Source organism: Enterobacter sp. TCD1-1, assembly GCF_020567405.1.
In the GTDB taxonomy this organism is placed as follows: Bacteria; Pseudomonadota; Gammaproteobacteria; order Enterobacterales; family Enterobacteriaceae; genus Enterobacter; species Enterobacter quasiroggenkampii.
On sequence record NZ_JAJCXF010000001.1, the window covers coordinates 1,862,901 to 1,878,039 of the forward strand.

At 55.6% G+C, this 15,139-nt stretch carries 11 protein-coding genes; 3 read left to right on the top strand and 8 right to left on the bottom strand.

The window, feature by feature from the left end:
• The first annotated feature begins 115 nt into the window (after positions 1-115).
• Positions 116-1,795: a C4-dicarboxylic acid transporter DauA gene (dauA, locus tag LJA86_RS09055; RefSeq protein WP_048029739.1), complete on the top strand. Its 1,680-nt coding sequence runs from the start codon at positions 116-118 to the stop codon at positions 1,793-1,795.
• On the opposite strand, the gene LJA86_RS09060 is transcribed toward dauA, so the two are convergent.
• Positions 1,781-2,839 carry a MerR family transcriptional regulator gene (locus LJA86_RS09060; protein ID WP_048029738.1) on the bottom strand — a complete coding sequence of 353 codons (1,059 nt, stop codon included), beginning with the start codon at positions 2,837-2,839 and terminating at the stop codon, positions 1,781-1,783. The two genes, dauA and LJA86_RS09060, sit on opposite strands and share 15 nt — an antisense overlap.
• Before the next feature lie 121 nt (positions 2,840-2,960).
• Entirely contained in the window at positions 2,961-3,236 is a 276-nt protein-coding gene (gene ychH, locus LJA86_RS09065; RefSeq protein ID WP_024907062.1) for a stress-induced protein YchH, read from the bottom strand.
• 274 nt (positions 3,237-3,510) lie between these two features.
• Between ychH and pth the strand changes: the two genes are divergently transcribed.
• Both pth and ychF read left to right on the top strand, forming a co-directional pair.
• Positions 3,511-4,095, top strand: coding sequence for an aminoacyl-tRNA hydrolase (pth, locus tag LJA86_RS09070; protein ID WP_023336005.1), 585 nt, complete (start codon positions 3,511-3,513; stop codon positions 4,093-4,095).
• A gap of 126 nt (positions 4,096-4,221) precedes the next feature.
• Positions 4,222-5,316 (top strand): redox-regulated ATPase YchF, encoded by a 1,095-nt coding sequence (gene ychF / locus LJA86_RS09075; RefSeq protein ID WP_003856650.1) that lies wholly within the window; start codon positions 4,222-4,224, stop codon positions 5,314-5,316.
• 75 nt (positions 5,317-5,391) lie between these two features.
• Here ychF and comJ read toward each other — a convergent pair whose 3' ends face one another.
• The 6 genes from comJ to tssI all read right to left on the bottom strand — a co-directional run bounded on the left by comJ (position 5,392) and on the right by tssI (position 15,107).
• Positions 5,392-5,874 (bottom strand): competence protein ComJ, encoded by a 483-nt coding sequence (gene comJ, locus LJA86_RS09080; protein WP_229226038.1) that lies wholly within the window; start codon positions 5,872-5,874, stop codon positions 5,392-5,394.
• Complete coding sequence (locus LJA86_RS09085) at positions 5,874-10,217, bottom strand: RHS repeat-associated core domain-containing protein (protein WP_229226039.1); 4,344 nt, start codon at positions 10,215-10,217, stop codon at positions 5,874-5,876. The genes comJ and LJA86_RS09085 overlap by 1 nt, the downstream gene beginning before the upstream one ends.
• 3 nt (positions 10,218-10,220) lie before the next feature.
• The gene (locus tag LJA86_RS09090) at positions 10,221-10,661 is read right to left on the bottom strand and encodes a DcrB-related protein (protein ID WP_045418995.1); all 441 of its coding nucleotides are present in this window, start codon (positions 10,659-10,661) and stop codon (positions 10,221-10,223) included.
• A gap of 73 nt (positions 10,662-10,734) precedes the next feature.
• A complete protein-coding gene (locus LJA86_RS09095) occupies positions 10,735-11,811 on the bottom strand; it encodes a hypothetical protein (protein WP_229226040.1) in 1,077 nt (358 codons plus the stop codon).
• Positions 11,812-11,814: 3 nt separating this feature from the next.
• Positions 11,815-12,390: a hypothetical protein gene (locus tag LJA86_RS09100; RefSeq protein ID WP_229226041.1), complete on the bottom strand. Its 576-nt coding sequence runs from the start codon at positions 12,388-12,390 to the stop codon at positions 11,815-11,817.
• 11 nt (positions 12,391-12,401) lie between these two features.
• Positions 12,402-15,107, bottom strand: a complete 2,706-nt coding sequence (gene tssI, locus LJA86_RS09105) for a type VI secretion system tip protein TssI/VgrG (RefSeq protein WP_229226042.1) — start codon at positions 15,105-15,107, stop codon at positions 12,402-12,404.
• Between the last annotated feature and the right edge of the window lie 32 nt (positions 15,108-15,139).

Here is a 15,139-nt window from a genome sequence, read left to right on the forward strand (position 1 = left end):
GCCAAAAAACCCGCTGCGGCGGGTTTTTTTGTCTCTGGGTTTTATTTGTATGATTAATGCCTCCTTCACCTGCCATTCATATGACAGATGATGCGCATACGGATGATAGATAATTGTGAAAAACGTAGCCTCCTCACATGTTCTGCCCTTTCGCGCCCTCATCGACGCCTGCTGGAAAGAGAAGTACACCTCCTCACGCTTTGTGCGTGACCTGATTGCCGGGATCACCGTCGGCATTATTGCCATCCCGCTGGCGATGGCGCTGGCGATTGGCAGCGGCGTTGCGCCGCAGTACGGCCTGTACACCTCAGCCGTGGCCGGGATCGTCATCGCTCTGACCGGCGGCTCGCGCTTCAGCGTCTCCGGCCCGACTGCCGCCTTTGTGGTGATCCTCTACCCGGTTTCACAGCAGTTTGGTCTGGCAGGCCTGCTGGTCGCCACCCTGATGTCCGGGGTCTTTTTAATTCTGTTTGGCCTGGCCCGTTTTGGGCGGCTGATTGAGTACATCCCCCTTTCCGTGACGCTGGGGTTCACCTCGGGGATTGGGATCACCATCGGAACCATGCAGATCAAGGATTTCCTCGGCCTGCAAATGGCTCACGTCCCTGAACACTATCTGCAAAAAGTGGGCGCGCTGTTTATGGCGCTGCCGACTGCGAACCTCGGCGACGCCGCCATCGGGATGGTGACGCTGGGCACGCTGATCGTCTGGCCTCGTCTGGGCATTCGACTGCCGGGCCATCTGCCCGCGCTGCTGCTGGGCTGCGCGGTGATGGCTATCGTGAATATGTTCGGTGGTCATGTCGCGACTATCGGCTCACAGTTCCACTATGTTCTGGCGGACGGATCACAGGGCAGCGGCATTCCTCAACTGTTGCCGCAGCTGGTGCTGCCGTGGGATATGCCCGGCTCCAGCTTTACCTTAAGCTGGGACTCCCTACGCGCCCTGCTTCCCGCCGCGTTCTCGATGGCGATGCTGGGGGCGATTGAATCCCTGCTCTGCGCCGTCGTTCTGGACGGGATGACCGGCACCAAGCACAAAGCTAACAGCGAACTGGTCGGTCAGGGATTGGGGAACCTCGTTGCGCCGTTCTTTGGCGGTATTACCGCAACGGCAGCCATCGCCCGTTCCGCAGCTAACGTGCGCGCGGGGGCAACGTCACCCGTTTCGGCAGTTATCCATTCCGTACTGGTGATCCTCGCCCTGCTGATCCTCGCCCCGCTGCTCTCCTGGCTACCACTTTCCGCCATGGCCGCCCTGCTGCTGATGGTGGCCTGGAACATGAGTGAGGCGCACAAGGTGGTAAACCTGCTGCGTCGTGCGCCGAAAGACGACATCATCGTGATGCTGATCTGTATGTCGCTGACCGTGCTGTTCGATATGGTCATCGCTATCAGCGTCGGGATCGTCCTGGCGTCCCTGCTGTTTATGCGCCGTATCGCGCAGATGACGCGCCTCTCCCCGGTCAACGTAGAGGTGCCTGACGATGTGCTGGTTCTGCGCGTGATTGGCCCGCTGTTCTTCGCCGCGGCGGAAGGTTTGTTCAGCGATCTGGAGTCCCGCATCGCGGGCAAGCGGATTGTGGTGCTGAAATGGGATGCCGTGCCGGTGCTGGACGCTGGCGGCCTGGATGCCTTCCAGCGCTTTGTTGCGCGTCTGCCGGAAGGCTGCGAGCTGCGGGTGAGTAACCTGGAGTTTCAGCCCCTGCGCACCATGGCGCGCGCGGGCGTGCAGCCGATCCCTGGCCGCCTTGCCTTTTATCCTAACCGTGAAGCCGCGTTAGCGGATCTGTGAGCCGCCTGATGCAGAGGAACGTCTCTGCATCATTACCCCAATCGCCTGCTGAAGCCACCCAAGCACGGCAGGCGTCATCCATGTTCCCTTCATCAGATGCGGCTCCTGCTGCATGGCCGTGCGAAACTTTTGCTGGGTCTCCGGACGGGTGCCCGCGTACGACTGGAATAACGCCAGCCAGTTTTCAGCCAGCTTTTGCGCCTCCTCCGAGGTGGGATCGCGATTTTCCCGCTGCGCCTGATGCAGTTTTGCCACCAGCGGTGGCCACTCCATCATGCGGTCAAAGTAGTGCTTCCGGGTAAAGGCCATCTCCTCGGCGGAAAGATATTTTTCCCAGATAATCAGCTTCGACTCGGCGAACGCTCGCGTAATGTAATCAGTCATTTCCGGCGTGATGCCGGTCTGCACCTGCATCTGTGGCTCCACGCTGTGCATCTCGTTCAGCCGGGTGAGAAACTCCGGCTTGCCCGCCGTGTCCTGCTCCAGGCGTTCCATCCAGCGCGTCGCCAGGTCCATCGCCCGCGGGTCCGAGACGGGTATGTGCTGTTTCAACAGCGTGTTTGCTTCCGCAACCAGCCCTGACCAGATGGCTGTCAGCGCATCCTTCTGCACCGCAAACGGCAGCTGCTGTAACTCTTCTTTGCTAAACCAGCGATCGTACATATTCATTAACTCCAGAGTCTGTAGCCAGGATTCCAGATCCGGCGTCGCATCGTTGAGCAGCCCGGTGCGCAGTTCGACCAGCCGGTCGCGCAGCGTATGTATGCTGCGCAGCTGTTTATCCAGCAGCGTGATTTGCGCATCAAGTAACTCGGTTAACGACAGCGACTCCTGTTCCAGGAAATCCCTGATTTCAGCAAGTTCCAGCCCCGCCTTTGCCAGCGCCTGGATCATATGCAGACGCTGAACATCCGCCAGGTTGTAGAGCCGGTAACCTGCCGCGCTTCTGGCAGAAGGCAGCAACAACCCTGTTTGCTCATAGTGATGCAATGTGCGTACGGTGATCCCGGCCCGTTTTGCCAGCTCACCCACCTGAATCAACATAACTGCTCCTTTTACTTTGCCAGTGCCGCTACTCTGGAGCCTTACGTTACGTGAGGGTCAACCCTTGATGCAAAAAAAAACGACTCACTGAGGAGCCGTTTCGGTATTCTTTAAGGTAGCGTCAGCTGTGCTTATGCTGATCGCGACGACAGCGTTTATCGTAGTGGCGCACCCACCAGTATTTGTCACACACTTCCTCATGGCCGCTCACGCGTGCTCCCGCCAGCCACAACACTGCACCAATGAAGATGCTCAATATCGCACCATGCGCAAAGTATTGCGGGAGATCAAGCTGCGGCAACTGGTTTAAAATTGAATAACCCACGCCGGCTACCATCACGAACAGCCCCAACCCCATGAGCACGTTACCGAGTAACGAAGCGTTTTTGCGTTTCATGTGTCACCTCCGGAACTTTGGGTTGTCAAGGGAAAAGCCCCTAATCCTTGTGTGTAAAGTATAGACAACGCCCCTTTTATGAGTTGCGTGAATGATCACAATTACAGATAACTCCCAAACAAAAGTTTACAAATAACACGTTGAACAGCTTGAAATTCTAATTGTTCAGATAAGTAATTATTCGTATTTCGCTGGGACGATCGCAGAATTTTGTCAAGCGGCGCGCCAGACAGTAAACTACGCGCCAGATCTGGAACCCATTAGGAATTGAATCGTGACGATTAAACTGATTGTCGGCCTCGCCAACCCGGGCGCAGAATATGCGGCCACCCGCCACAATGCCGGGGCATGGTACGTCGATCTGCTGGCCGAGCGGTTACGTGCTCCCCTGCGTGAAGAACCTAAATTCTTCGGGTATACCTCACGTATCAACCTTGCTGGCGCGGATGTTCGTTTACTGGTGCCTACCACCTTTATGAACCTGAGCGGTAAAGCCGTGGCGGCAATGGCGACGTTTTATCGCATCAATCCGGATGAAATTCTGGTGGCCCACGATGAGCTGGATCTTCCCCCTGGCGTGGCAAAATTCAAGCTGGGCGGCGGGCACGGCGGCCACAACGGTCTTAAAGACATCATCAGCAAGCTGGGCAATAACCCGAATTTCCACCGTTTGCGCGTCGGAATCGGCCATCCGGGCGATAAAAACAAAGTTGTCGGTTTCGTGCTCGGTAAGCCACCGGTTTCTGAGCAGAAACTGATTGACGAGGCGGTAGACGAAGCGGCACGCTGCACGGAAATCTGGCTTAAAGACGGCTTAACCAAAGCGACAAACCGCTTACACGCTTTCAAAGCGCAATAATCCGCCCGATACGGCTTTTTTACCGCGCGTCATGCGGGTTACGTGTATAATAGGCGTAGTTATTTACTTTTCATCAATCGGTTATCGTTAACGGATTGATTATCAAGATATTAAGGTGATTTAGAAATGGGATTCAAATGCGGTATCGTCGGTCTGCCAAACGTGGGCAAATCCACCCTGTTTAACGCGCTTACCAAAGCGGGTATCGAAGCGGCGAACTTCCCGTTCTGTACCATCGAACCTAACACTGGCGTTGTGCCAATGCCTGATCCGCGTCTGGACCAGCTCGCGGAAATCGTGAAGCCGCAGCGCATTCTGCCAACCACCATGGAATTCGTGGACATCGCGGGCCTGGTAAAAGGCGCATCCAAAGGCGAAGGTCTGGGTAACCAGTTCCTGACCAACATTCGTGAAACCGAAGCGATCGGCCACGTTGTGCGCTGCTTCGAGAACGACAACATCATCCACGTTAACAACAAAGTGGATCCGGCTGACGACATCGACGTTATTAACACCGAGCTGGCGCTCTCTGACCTCGACACCTGCGAACGCGCGATTCACCGCGTGCAGAAGAAAGCCAAAGGTGGCGACAAGGACGCGAAAGCGGAACTGGCTGCGCTGGAAAAATGCCTGCCACAGCTTGAAAACGCCGGCATGCTGCGCGCGCTGAAAAACCTGACTGACGAAGACAAAGCGGCGATCAAATACCTGAGCTTCCTGACCCTGAAGCCGACCATGTACATCGCCAACGTTAACGAAGACGGTTTCGAGAACAACCCGTACCTGGACAAAGTGCGTGAAATCGCCGCGGCGGAAGGTTCTGTGGTTGTTGCCGTGTGCGCTGCCGTTGAATCCGACATCGCCGAGCTGGACGACGCCGACCGTGAAGAGTTCATGGCCGAGCTGGGTCTGGAAGAGCCGGGCCTGAACCGCGTGATCCGCGCGGGCTATGAGCTGCTGAACCTGCAGACCTACTTCACCGCTGGCGTGAAGGAAGTGCGTGCGTGGACCATCCCTGTGGGTGCGACTGCGCCTCAGGCGGCCGGTAAGATCCATACCGACTTCGAGAAAGGCTTTATTCGTGCGCAGACTATCGCGTTTGAAGACTTCATCACCTACAAGGGTGAGCAAGGCGCGAAAGAAGCAGGCAAGATGCGTGCGGAAGGGAAAGATTACATCGTTAAAGATGGCGATGTGATGAACTTCCTGTTTAACGTTTGATTCGTCTTGAATGAAAAAAATCCACGCTTCGGCGTGGATTTTTTTCCGAAATAAATTTCCCAGATAGTATTAAATTTAAAAAATACCTTCTTTGAGAGGATGGTCTTTTATTCCTCCCCAAGGGTCATCTAGCAAAAACTTAGCATCAATAGCTTCTTTTGCCGGTACAAGAGTGAAATTATAGTAAATTTCATCTCCTTCACAGATCTCATAAAAGAGTGAATAAACTTTATCGTTCACATCTATATTTAAATCAAATTTCTCAGTTGCAGAAGCGATTTGCAGCTTATCTTTATCCGTAATGAAAAATGGCACAACAATACAGCGCTGAGCATTTTCATCCATTGTGAAAGCATTCTCTTTTTTGATATTGACGTTTGCTCCAAACGCGTCCTCTGGTAATGGATCGAATATAACATAATCCTTGTGTAGAACAGCACCTTGAGAAACATTGCCTTTTCCCCACTGACTCAGCTTTTCGTCATAATCTCGGGATCGTAACAATATTTGACTATGCGAAATAAGTAGATCTACTGTTTGCATGCTCTTATCACTCATTATATTACCTCGACTTTTATTCTTGTTCCATCTGGCAGTTCTGATAAAACATTACCAATACTTGAACCTGCACCACGGTTGTCACTAGGATCTATATATCTTACGCTAGCGCCATCACCGCCTTCTTTAAACATCGCCATAGGCCATTCATCACGATCATAACCAGGCTTTGTTTTGATATTTTTTAGACTCGTTTTCCTGTTAGCTTTCGCAGTGCCTCGTTGAATTGTTACAACCTTTGCATGTCCTAAATCGATCGCGTCTGATATGTGACCAAACGTTGCAGGATATTCAGAGCGTTTCAGTTTCAAAACGTATTCGTAATTTTTTGACTTCGATTTTGTTAAAGTGCAACCAGCTAAACCCAGAGGATCTATCCAGGTAAGAGGGTTAACAGTATATTTATATAAGTTAATCCCCCCCGCCAGCCCTATCGGGTCCTGCTGCGTAAACCGCCCGCAGTCCGGGTCGTAATACCGGAACAGATTGTAGTGCAGCCCTGTCTCACGGTCCAGGTATTGCCCCTGCATGCGCAGGTTCTGAGAATATCCTGATACCTGCGTCTCGCTTTCCCGCAGCAGCTTGCCCCAGGCGCTGTTTACCCCTTCCCAGCGCACCTGCCCTTCGATATCCGTCATCCGCTCCGGCGTGCCGTTCGGCTGGCAGTGGAACCAGAAAATCTCCGGAGCATCAACGCCGTCAATACGCGCCAGCGGGTCGTAACTGTCCTGATCGCTGTAAACGTAGGTCAGCGGCACATCCCCGTGCACTTCCTGCAGCAGCCGGAACCCTTCCCAGACAAACCGGGTGGTGACCGGCTTGCCGGTTGGCTGTCCGCCCAGCATCTGGCGGCGCGTTTTGCTGATGCGGCGACCGAGCGGATCGTAGCGGAAGCTGACCTGCGTCTGCGGTTTGTTGCGATCCCGCGGCTGGCTGATGACTTCCGTCAGGCGATGTTCGCCGTCGTAGCGGTAGTGCCAGCGGGTCTGGCCGTTATCCTTCTCAACGGTGCGGCCGTGGATGTCATAACGCCAGCGAATGCCGTTCAGCTGCGTCAGGCGGTTGTGTGTAACCTTCTCAGCAGATCCGTTGAGCGGGTTACCGGCTGCATCCCAGCGCCACTGCTCCTGGCCAGGCAGCGTGCCGTCCTGAACGAGCAGGCGCCCGGCGCTGTCGTACTGCCAGCGGTACCAGCTGAACGGGTTATCGTCCCGCTCTTCGCGCACCAAATTATTACGGTAGTCGTAATCCCAGCGGCGGGACCAGCGGCGCGGCGACGGGCGCTGCGCATTGCCGGTAAAGACGTCCCGGCGGTGCAGTCGGCCGAGGCGGTCATACTCGCTGCGGGTGGTCAACAGCCCCTGGGTGCGGCTGGTCTCACGGTGGAGTTCGTCGCGAGTAAAATCGGAGACCGACAGCTTATCGAGAGCAATGCTGAGCAGATGTCCGCTGCCGTAGTAGAACTGCTTCAGCTCGCGGCCATCGGGCAGCGTGACGGAGGTGCGGTTGCCCAGCGCGTCATACTCCCACGCCAGCTCACCGTGCTCGCCCGCTTCGCGCGTCACGCGACCGAGTGCGTCATACTCAAAGGCAAGCTCCTGCTCTGCCTCGGTGGTCCACGCGTCGGCTGAAAGCGCAGGATACAGACCAATCCGGCTTAATAGCCCGGACGGCGTGTAATGGTAGCGGGTCTGCCCTTCCGGCGTGGTGCGGGCGACCAGCTGGCCGCTCGCGCTCCAGGCGAAGGCGTGGGTGATAGCCTCCGGATGACCAGCGGCAAAGGTGCGAGCAATCGTGCGCCCGCAGGCATCATAGCGATACTGCGAGGCTACGCCATCGAGCCCCACCTCTTCCATCAGCAGCGAGTCTGGCCCCCAGCGGAACTGATACGCTTCGCCGTTCTCGTTTTCCAGGGCAATCAGACGCCCGCGGCTGTCCCAGCGGCGTCGCACTTCTTCGCCCTGCGTATTACGGGTGGCGGTTAAGCGCCCCGCCTCGTCGTATCTGAACTCACTTTCTTTCCCGTCGGCGCCCGCATGCTTCACCGGCAGACCGCGTTCGTTCCATTTGAGCGATTCCGTCCAGCCTTCCGGGCGATCGAGCTGCACCGGACGCCCTGCGGCGTCGTAGCGGTAGCGCGTCTCTTCACCGTCGGCGCCAGTCTCAGCCACCAACCAGCCCAGCGGATGATAGCGATAGCGGGTAATACGCCCGGAACAGTCCGTCGAACGGACAATCTGCCCGGCCTCGTTGTACTCCTGGTAGCGGCTGTTGCCAGCGGCATCGACCTCTTCAACGACCTGGCCAAACTCGTCCCGGCGCAGCTGCGTCGTCTGCCCCATCGGGTCCACCACCCGCTTCAGCCCGTGATGTTCGTCGTACCAGAACCGGGTGGCGCTGCCGTCGGCTTCGATAATGGCCGCGGGAAGCGCGCGGTGCTCCAGCCAGGTGGTGGTGCGGGTATTGCCGTCGGCATCGGTCTCCTGCACCCGGTTGCCCATCTCGTCGTAGACGAAGGTGACGGCGTTGCCGAGCGGATCGATGCGACGCGTGAGAAGCTCGTTATCATCCCACTCGTAGCGCCAGTTTTCACCGCGCTCGTCTACGTAGCGGACAATCAGATTTTGCGCGTTCCAGTAGTGGCGGCGCGTCTGACCATCGTAGTGCTCGACGGTCGTCAGCCCGGCGGCTAAATCATAGCTAAAGCGGCAGCCGTCGCCGGTGCTGGTGCGGTTTTCCACCACGCGCCAGTGGTCGAATTTTTGCCAGCGGTATTCGCTCTCCAGCCCGCCCGGCATCCGGTGCCAGACCATCAGGCCGTGGTCGTTGTAACGGTATTCACGCGTCACCACGCCGGAGGCGTCCGTCGCGCTCGCCAGCTGGCCGCGCGCATCGTAGCCCCACTGCATCAGCGGCCAGGTTTGGTTGCCGTCGAAATGGCTGACAGCGGTCACGCGATGGGGGAATCGTTCATCTTCATAGCGCAGGGTGACGTCTATCGCCCGCGGCTCGTCGTGAAGACCAACCAGCCTGCCGTGCTCGTCCCACTCCGTCAGCAACGCGTTGTCGTATTCGTCGCTGAGGGAGACCAGACGCAGGATGGAGGGATTCGCCCGTGTCGGTTTATACAGACGCCACACCGCACCGTCATCGTCGGCAATCGCCACGTCGCCGTTCTCATTGCGGCGGATAATGATGCCTTCGCTGATGCTGTAAAACGCGCGGTCGACAGGCGGCAGTTCAAAGCTCAGCTCGCGCCCTGTTTCATCGAACCAGGTCGCATTGTTATCTTCCAGCGCCAGATAGCTGTCAAAGGTCGTTGCCCAGCCCTGGCCGAACAGCCCTTCGCGGGTAGTCAGGCTGTTGTAGCTGCGCTGCCAACGAAGCGGGAAGCGCCCCGGCAGCGAGAAGTCGAGCTCATCGTCGTCGTTCAGCACCTTCACGCCAGTGGCGGCGTGGACCGGGTGCGAGGAGCCAAACACGGCGTTGACCGCCATATCCGCCAGCATCCCGCCACCGGCTGCGGCCAGCGCGCAGGGCATGTTTTTCAGGATCTTGCCCGGACGCCCGCGCAGCAGGGAGAGCGCAATCATCCCCAGCGCCAGACCCGGCGTTTTACCGCTCTTGATATCGCGGACCGTGAGCGTGTCCCCGCCGATGATCACGTTCGGGGAGACGTCGTCGGAAACGGTGCCTTCGCAGGTGGTGCGATCTTTCGCACGCACCGCGGGCTGGCCATTGATGAAGACGCTTTTAGAACCTTCCGCCAGATACTGCGGCCCGGAGTGCTTTTCACACGCCACCTTGTCTTCTTCCAGCGGCGAGGTTCCCGCGGCGGCAGAGGCCACGCTCGGCTGCCACATTTCGCTGCCAAACTGTCCGGCGGCGGAAAGCAGCATGCCCGCGTAATCAGCAAAGCTGCCCGGCGACTGCGGCTCAGGGGACGGTGTATCGGCGGGCGTCAGCGTGCCTGCCGCACGTGCGGCGGGGATTGCGTTGGTCAGTACGTTGTTCGAACCGGTGGTAATTTTACCCGCAGGCGACGGCGGGAAAAGCGCATTGCCTAACCCTTCCGCGGCGTTGCTGATGTCGTCGGTAATCCCCGCCACGTTCGCCAGCACGCCACCGATAATCCCGCTTAACAGACAGCTGGACCCAATCGCCGCCACGCCCGCTGCGGCGGCTCCGGCACCGAGGAGTGGCGCGGCGGCCGTAGCCGCCAGCCCCACTGCCGCACCGATCACCGCATAGGCGGCACCTTCCGCCACAATGCTGGTGATATCAGCAAAAATGCTGGAGTGAATAATCTCGTCGCCCTTACGGGCCGCGTTGTTATCGCTCATGCCTTACACATTCCGGTTGTCGTTTAGCGTCAGACTCTGCTTAAGCGCGCTCCAGCGCACCTCGTCCTCTTCGGTAAAAGCTCTTAATGCCGAGAGGGTAAAAATCATCAATACCGGTTTGCCCGGCGTCTGCAAGGCCAGCTGTTTTTGCCACAGGCGTTGCCCGTTGCGGTCAAACGTGGTCTCAACTTCCAGCCCGTTAATTTTTCCGTCAGGCCCGGCGTTTACGTTCCGGAATTCGCTCTGGGCGATCTCACCCATCTGAGGACGCAACACATCCCACTGGCGGTGAAACTCTTGTTCGTAGTCGCTGCCATCGGGAATCACGCCGCGGCTGACCACCACGGACAGCCCGCTTTCGTCATCGCGAATGATGTTCATGCTGTTATCCTGCCAGGCAGCAGGAAAAAGGGAAAATGAACCTTCCTGGAGGGTGTATTTCATAAGTGAACTCGGGATGATTAATATTGAGAGAAACAAGAAGGCCAATCGATGCTGGCCTTTTGGCTGGCTATAGTTATTTAAGCCACTGGCCTGACTGTTCGACTAAAACATGGCTGCCTTTGCTGACAACCAATTTCACGGGTGCATACGTCACGGTATAAGTGATCTCGCCATTCTTGTACGTTGAGCCGATTATTTTACCTGCGGGGTCGTGTAACGTTTTTCCCTTTAAGGAGATCGTACTGTTATCGCTTTTGCGCACACCGAGATAAACCATCTGGTCACATTCACCCTCGAAACGCCCGCACTTGTTTATCAGAGAGATAGTGAACTTGTCGGTGTCCAGTTTTCTGGTTTCAGCGTGATGAACCGAAGCGGCTTTACGTAACGTATAACGCAGCGGAGTATAATCATTTCCTTTTTGTGGAGGCGTTACCAGACACCATTCCATTTCACTCTCCTTTATTTCCAGAACAGCCCGTCCGCCTGCGCCGCCAAACGATGAGTTGAACTCTACGTTCGCACGGTTTCCCGCGATCGTACCGCTAAGATTTCGCTCATCTTCTTCCGGGCAGTCAATGCGATTCCCTCTCTGGGAGATATAGCAATAAGACCCGGTGATACGGTTGCTTGATTCAGCTAACTGCAGGGTTAACGTCGAGTCGTTGCCAACCCCGCCTGCCCAAACCCCGTCAAACACAGGTCTCGATTGGCTGTTCGTTGCAAACTGCATCGTATGGAATCTGGCGGCCCATTGCTGGATATCAGCATTAATACCCGGGCTATTATCAGAGGATTGGTAATGAATTACGTCCGACTCCGGAACCACCCAGGCCGCAAAGATTTTGCCATCAGGATTGATGACCAGCGCGGATGCGTTCTCCAGATAAAGATCTTTTAGCCAGCCTTCAACAAACAATCCGCCACCTGCGGTGGTGTGCGGTTCGCCAAAGACGTCAAAGTTATCAATAAAGGTTTGGTAATGATTTCCCAACAGCGTCCTGAGATTGTCTGTCACTTCACTGTCGTTAAGGATGCGACTTACCGTATCGAGCTTATTGTATTGCGATAATTCAAGTGCCGATGACGTTTCAACGACGCCTGTCAATAAAGCCGTGAACAATACGACTGCCAGATATTTTTTGGTCATAAATTACTCTGAAGTACCATTTTCGTAATTCATTGTTATTTTTACAACCTTATTGTCTTTAACCTCAAAAGAGAGCAATTTCTTACCCAATTCATAGGAAACCCACTGCTCCCCGGAATCATTTTCGACCTGGCCACTACCGTAAGCTTTATTAAGTTCATTTATTGTTGAACCAATATGAATTCCGCGAGCTGTTTTGCCATCCGCAGCAGTTAGCGTAATCTGTGACACAATATAATCATCAACACTTCTCTCGGCCTTATCCCACCAAAGGTTGGAACTAAATATTTCTAACCCAGACTTTTGATGCTGGAAAAATTTATAATTTGTTCCGTCAAAAGGAACCTCTCCGACAAAACGGCCTTCAACCGGCAACTCAATTTTACCTGCAACGTCATTAGTCCATCTGTCGCCCAATGCGACAGACTGTTTGTTTATTTGTACAGAAAAATCGGGAGTTGCTAAAAGAGTACGTGATGAATTTCCAACTTCTTTATTGATTGGAGCAGTCGCCGCATAACTGTTCAAACTGCAGAGCACCAGAACAGAACAGAAAACACTCAGAATTTTCTTACTCATAAGTTGTTCCATTACTTAAATTTTGGAATATCGTATGATAGGTTTGCACCAGGGAAATTATCAAACATTTTCTTCATGTTTGATGTTTGTGCTACAGCCCAGTTGACATCAGTTGCATACTGATGCGTCCCTGGCGATGCTGGGTTCCATCGCATCTTATAAAGATTATTTTGGGCATAATCCGCATTATTAATATACTTTTCGGAAATCCATTTCGCACCACCGTCTATCGCTTTTTCTGGCGAAGTCCATCCCATTTTATATGCGTAATTGGAACCTGTTTTAACGGCATTACCATCCAAAGCGCCAATACCGTACATATTATAAACTTTTACACCATTGACCTCGACACCTTTTGCCAGTTCACTCGCTCCATTACCTGTTTCGAGAGCAGAATGCGAGGCGAGGTAAACTTCACTGACATTGTATTTCTTTGCTGCATCAAGATATGTTTTTTCTTGACCTTCAAGTACGCCTTTCCCTTTCAGGAAGGAAGCCATATCAGTTTCAGAAACACCTGATGAAGATGAGAGATCCAGGAACTGATATTTATCAGTTCCTGTATTGAAATTATCCGGGTTTGCATACTTCTTAATATCATCTTCAGAGGCGTTAACAAAGCCGCGTCGCGTCCACTTTTGAGGTTTAGCCTTTAAATTCTTTTGCTTATCCACCATGTCCTGCAACGAATAATTATATTCACTGGTTTTGTCTGTGCCGGTTGATGCAGCTGAATTGTTTTGCGCAGGTACCGCTTTACCTGATCCCCCGGCAACTCCAACACCGGCAGATTTTTTAGCCTGATCCGGAGAGAAATACGCCTGCACCGCCGCATCAATATCCCCCTTATGCCCCGATCCCGGCGCCGTCGTGCCCGGCTTGGTTCCCGACGTGTTCAGGTGAAGCTTACCGCCCGTGGTGATATACCCATCCCCTTCCACGAAGAAGTTAAACTCTTTGCCGATGAGGTTAATCTTGCCGTTAGCATTCAGCTCAATGGCACTCTCACCGGAGACCAGCCGCAGCTTCGTCCCGGAAGCAATGACGTACTGCTCCACCGCCGCATCCAGCTTGCCTTTCCCCGTCAGGATCTCGGTGCCACCTTTCACGGCCTGAGTCTGGTTCGCTTCCACGCGATGCAGCTCATTTTTCTTCACGTAATGGCTGCGCTCGCCGCCGACGCTGTGTGTTTCATCATTTTTAACGCTGGTGTCCATGTTGCGCTCGGCCTGGATCCACACCTGCTCTGCACCCGCTTTATCCTCAAACCGCAGGGCGTTGGCATTGTCCACGGAACCGTCTTTCGTGCGGCTCATAAAGCCCATCTGCGTCGCCGCAGCCGGCAGCGCCCACGGCGGCATGCTCGCGTCGTTGTACACGCGACCGGTAATGATCGGACGGTCCGGGTCGCCGTTGATAAAGTCCACCACCACCTCATCGCCGACGCGCGGGATTTGCACCCCGCCGTAGCCCTGGCCCGCCCACGCGCTCGACACGCGCACCCAGCAGGAACTGGTGTCATCGCCCTTCGCCAGACGGTCCCAGTGGAACTTCACCTTCACCCGACCGTATTTGTCCGTCCAGATACTCTCGCCCTTCGGCCCCACCACTTTCGCCGTCTGCGGGCCGTAGGTGCGCGGCCACGCCGTGCTCTGCGCCGGACGGTAGGCCACCGACGCAGGAATGACCGTAAAATCGGTGCGGTGAATGGTCTCCCCCTCGCCACTGGCATAGCGGTTCTCTTCGAGGTGGTAACCCGCCGCCGTCACCAGATACTCACCGTTGTCGCTGAAGAACGGCGCGTTGGTTAAGGTGAAGGTGTGCCCGGGCGCAATCCCCGCCGCCGTCGCGGTGGCCTGAATCTGCTGATGCTCCACCTGCCAGCGCTCCTGGCGGATACGGGCATAGAACTCCCCGTGCCCCTTGTCCACAAAGCGACCCGGCCAGTCGTACACGTCGATGCTGCCCGGCTTCGGCGACGCCGGGTTCTGCTGGGCCTGAAACAGCCACGCGTTCGGCTTGCGGAAGTCATAGTCGTCGAGGCTGTAAATCCCCGGCGTCACGCTGTCCTCCAGCGCCCACTGGCTGATGCCCTCTTCGTCCGTACTGCCGCCTGACGGCGTCTGATGGTAAGGAATGACCTCATAGCCGCTGAACGGCTGGTACTGCGTGGCGGCGTCGGTGAGCACCAGGGTGTGCTTGTCCGCCTCATGGCGGAAGTGATACGCAATCCCCTCCAGCTCCATCAGGCGGCTGATGAAGTCCAGGCTCGACTCCTGATACTGCACGCAGTAGTCCCACACCCGGTAGCTGCCGGTGAGTTTGTCCTCAACGTTGACCTGATGCTCACCCAGCAGGGTTTTCACAATCTGCGGCACCGTCTGACCCTGGAAGATACGCAGGTTACGGTCGCGCTTCATTGGCCACAGATCCGGCTCCACCGTCAGCTGGTACACCGCATAGCGGGTGCCCGTCAGCTCAACGGCGCTGACCGCCACGCGGGTAATCTTGCCGTTAATATAGCGGGACGTCAGCAAATTCTGCGTCGGGATAGCCACCGTGACCGGCTGGCCCAGCAGTTTACTGCGGTCAATGCGCGCGTCCGTGCCGAGCACGGTCAGCGTCAGCGCGAACGACTCGGACATCGCCTCGCGGCCCGTCAGTTTCCAGAACAGAAGCCCCTCCACCGGGAGCTGAACGGTAATTCGGTTGAGCATAATCTTTATTCCATCTAGCTTATGCGATTCAG

Bases quoted from the DNA above. Each gene is read 5' to 3' on its own strand.
- ychH (WP_024907062.1), bottom strand. From the start codon at position 3,236: ATGAAACGCAAAAACGCTTCGTTACTCGGTAACGTGCTCATGGGGTTG.
- LJA86_RS09100 (WP_229226041.1), bottom strand. From the start codon at position 12,390: ATGAGTAAGAAAATTCTGAGTGTTTTCTGTTCTGTTCTGGTGCTCTGC.
- comJ (WP_229226038.1), bottom strand. From the start codon at position 5,874: ATGAGTGATAAGAGCATGCAAACAGTAGATCTACTTATTTCGCATAGT.
- tssI (WP_229226042.1), bottom strand. From the start codon at position 15,107: ATGCTCAACCGAATTACCGTTCAGCTCCCGGTGGAGGGGCTTCTGTTC.
- LJA86_RS09095 (WP_229226040.1), bottom strand. From the start codon at position 11,811: ATGACCAAAAAATATCTGGCAGTCGTATTGTTCACGGCTTTATTGACA.
- LJA86_RS09090 (WP_045418995.1), bottom strand. From the start codon at position 10,661: ATGAAATACACCCTCCAGGAAGGTTCATTTTCCCTTTTTCCTGCTGCC.
- LJA86_RS09060 (WP_048029738.1), bottom strand. From the start codon at position 2,839: ATGTTGATTCAGGTGGGTGAGCTGGCAAAACGGGCCGGGATCACCGTA.
- LJA86_RS09085 (WP_229226039.1), bottom strand. From the start codon at position 10,217: ATGAGCGATAACAACGCGGCCCGTAAGGGCGACGAGATTATTCACTCC.
- ychF (WP_003856650.1), top strand. From the start codon at position 4,222: ATGGGATTCAAATGCGGTATCGTCGGTCTGCCAAACGTGGGCAAATCC.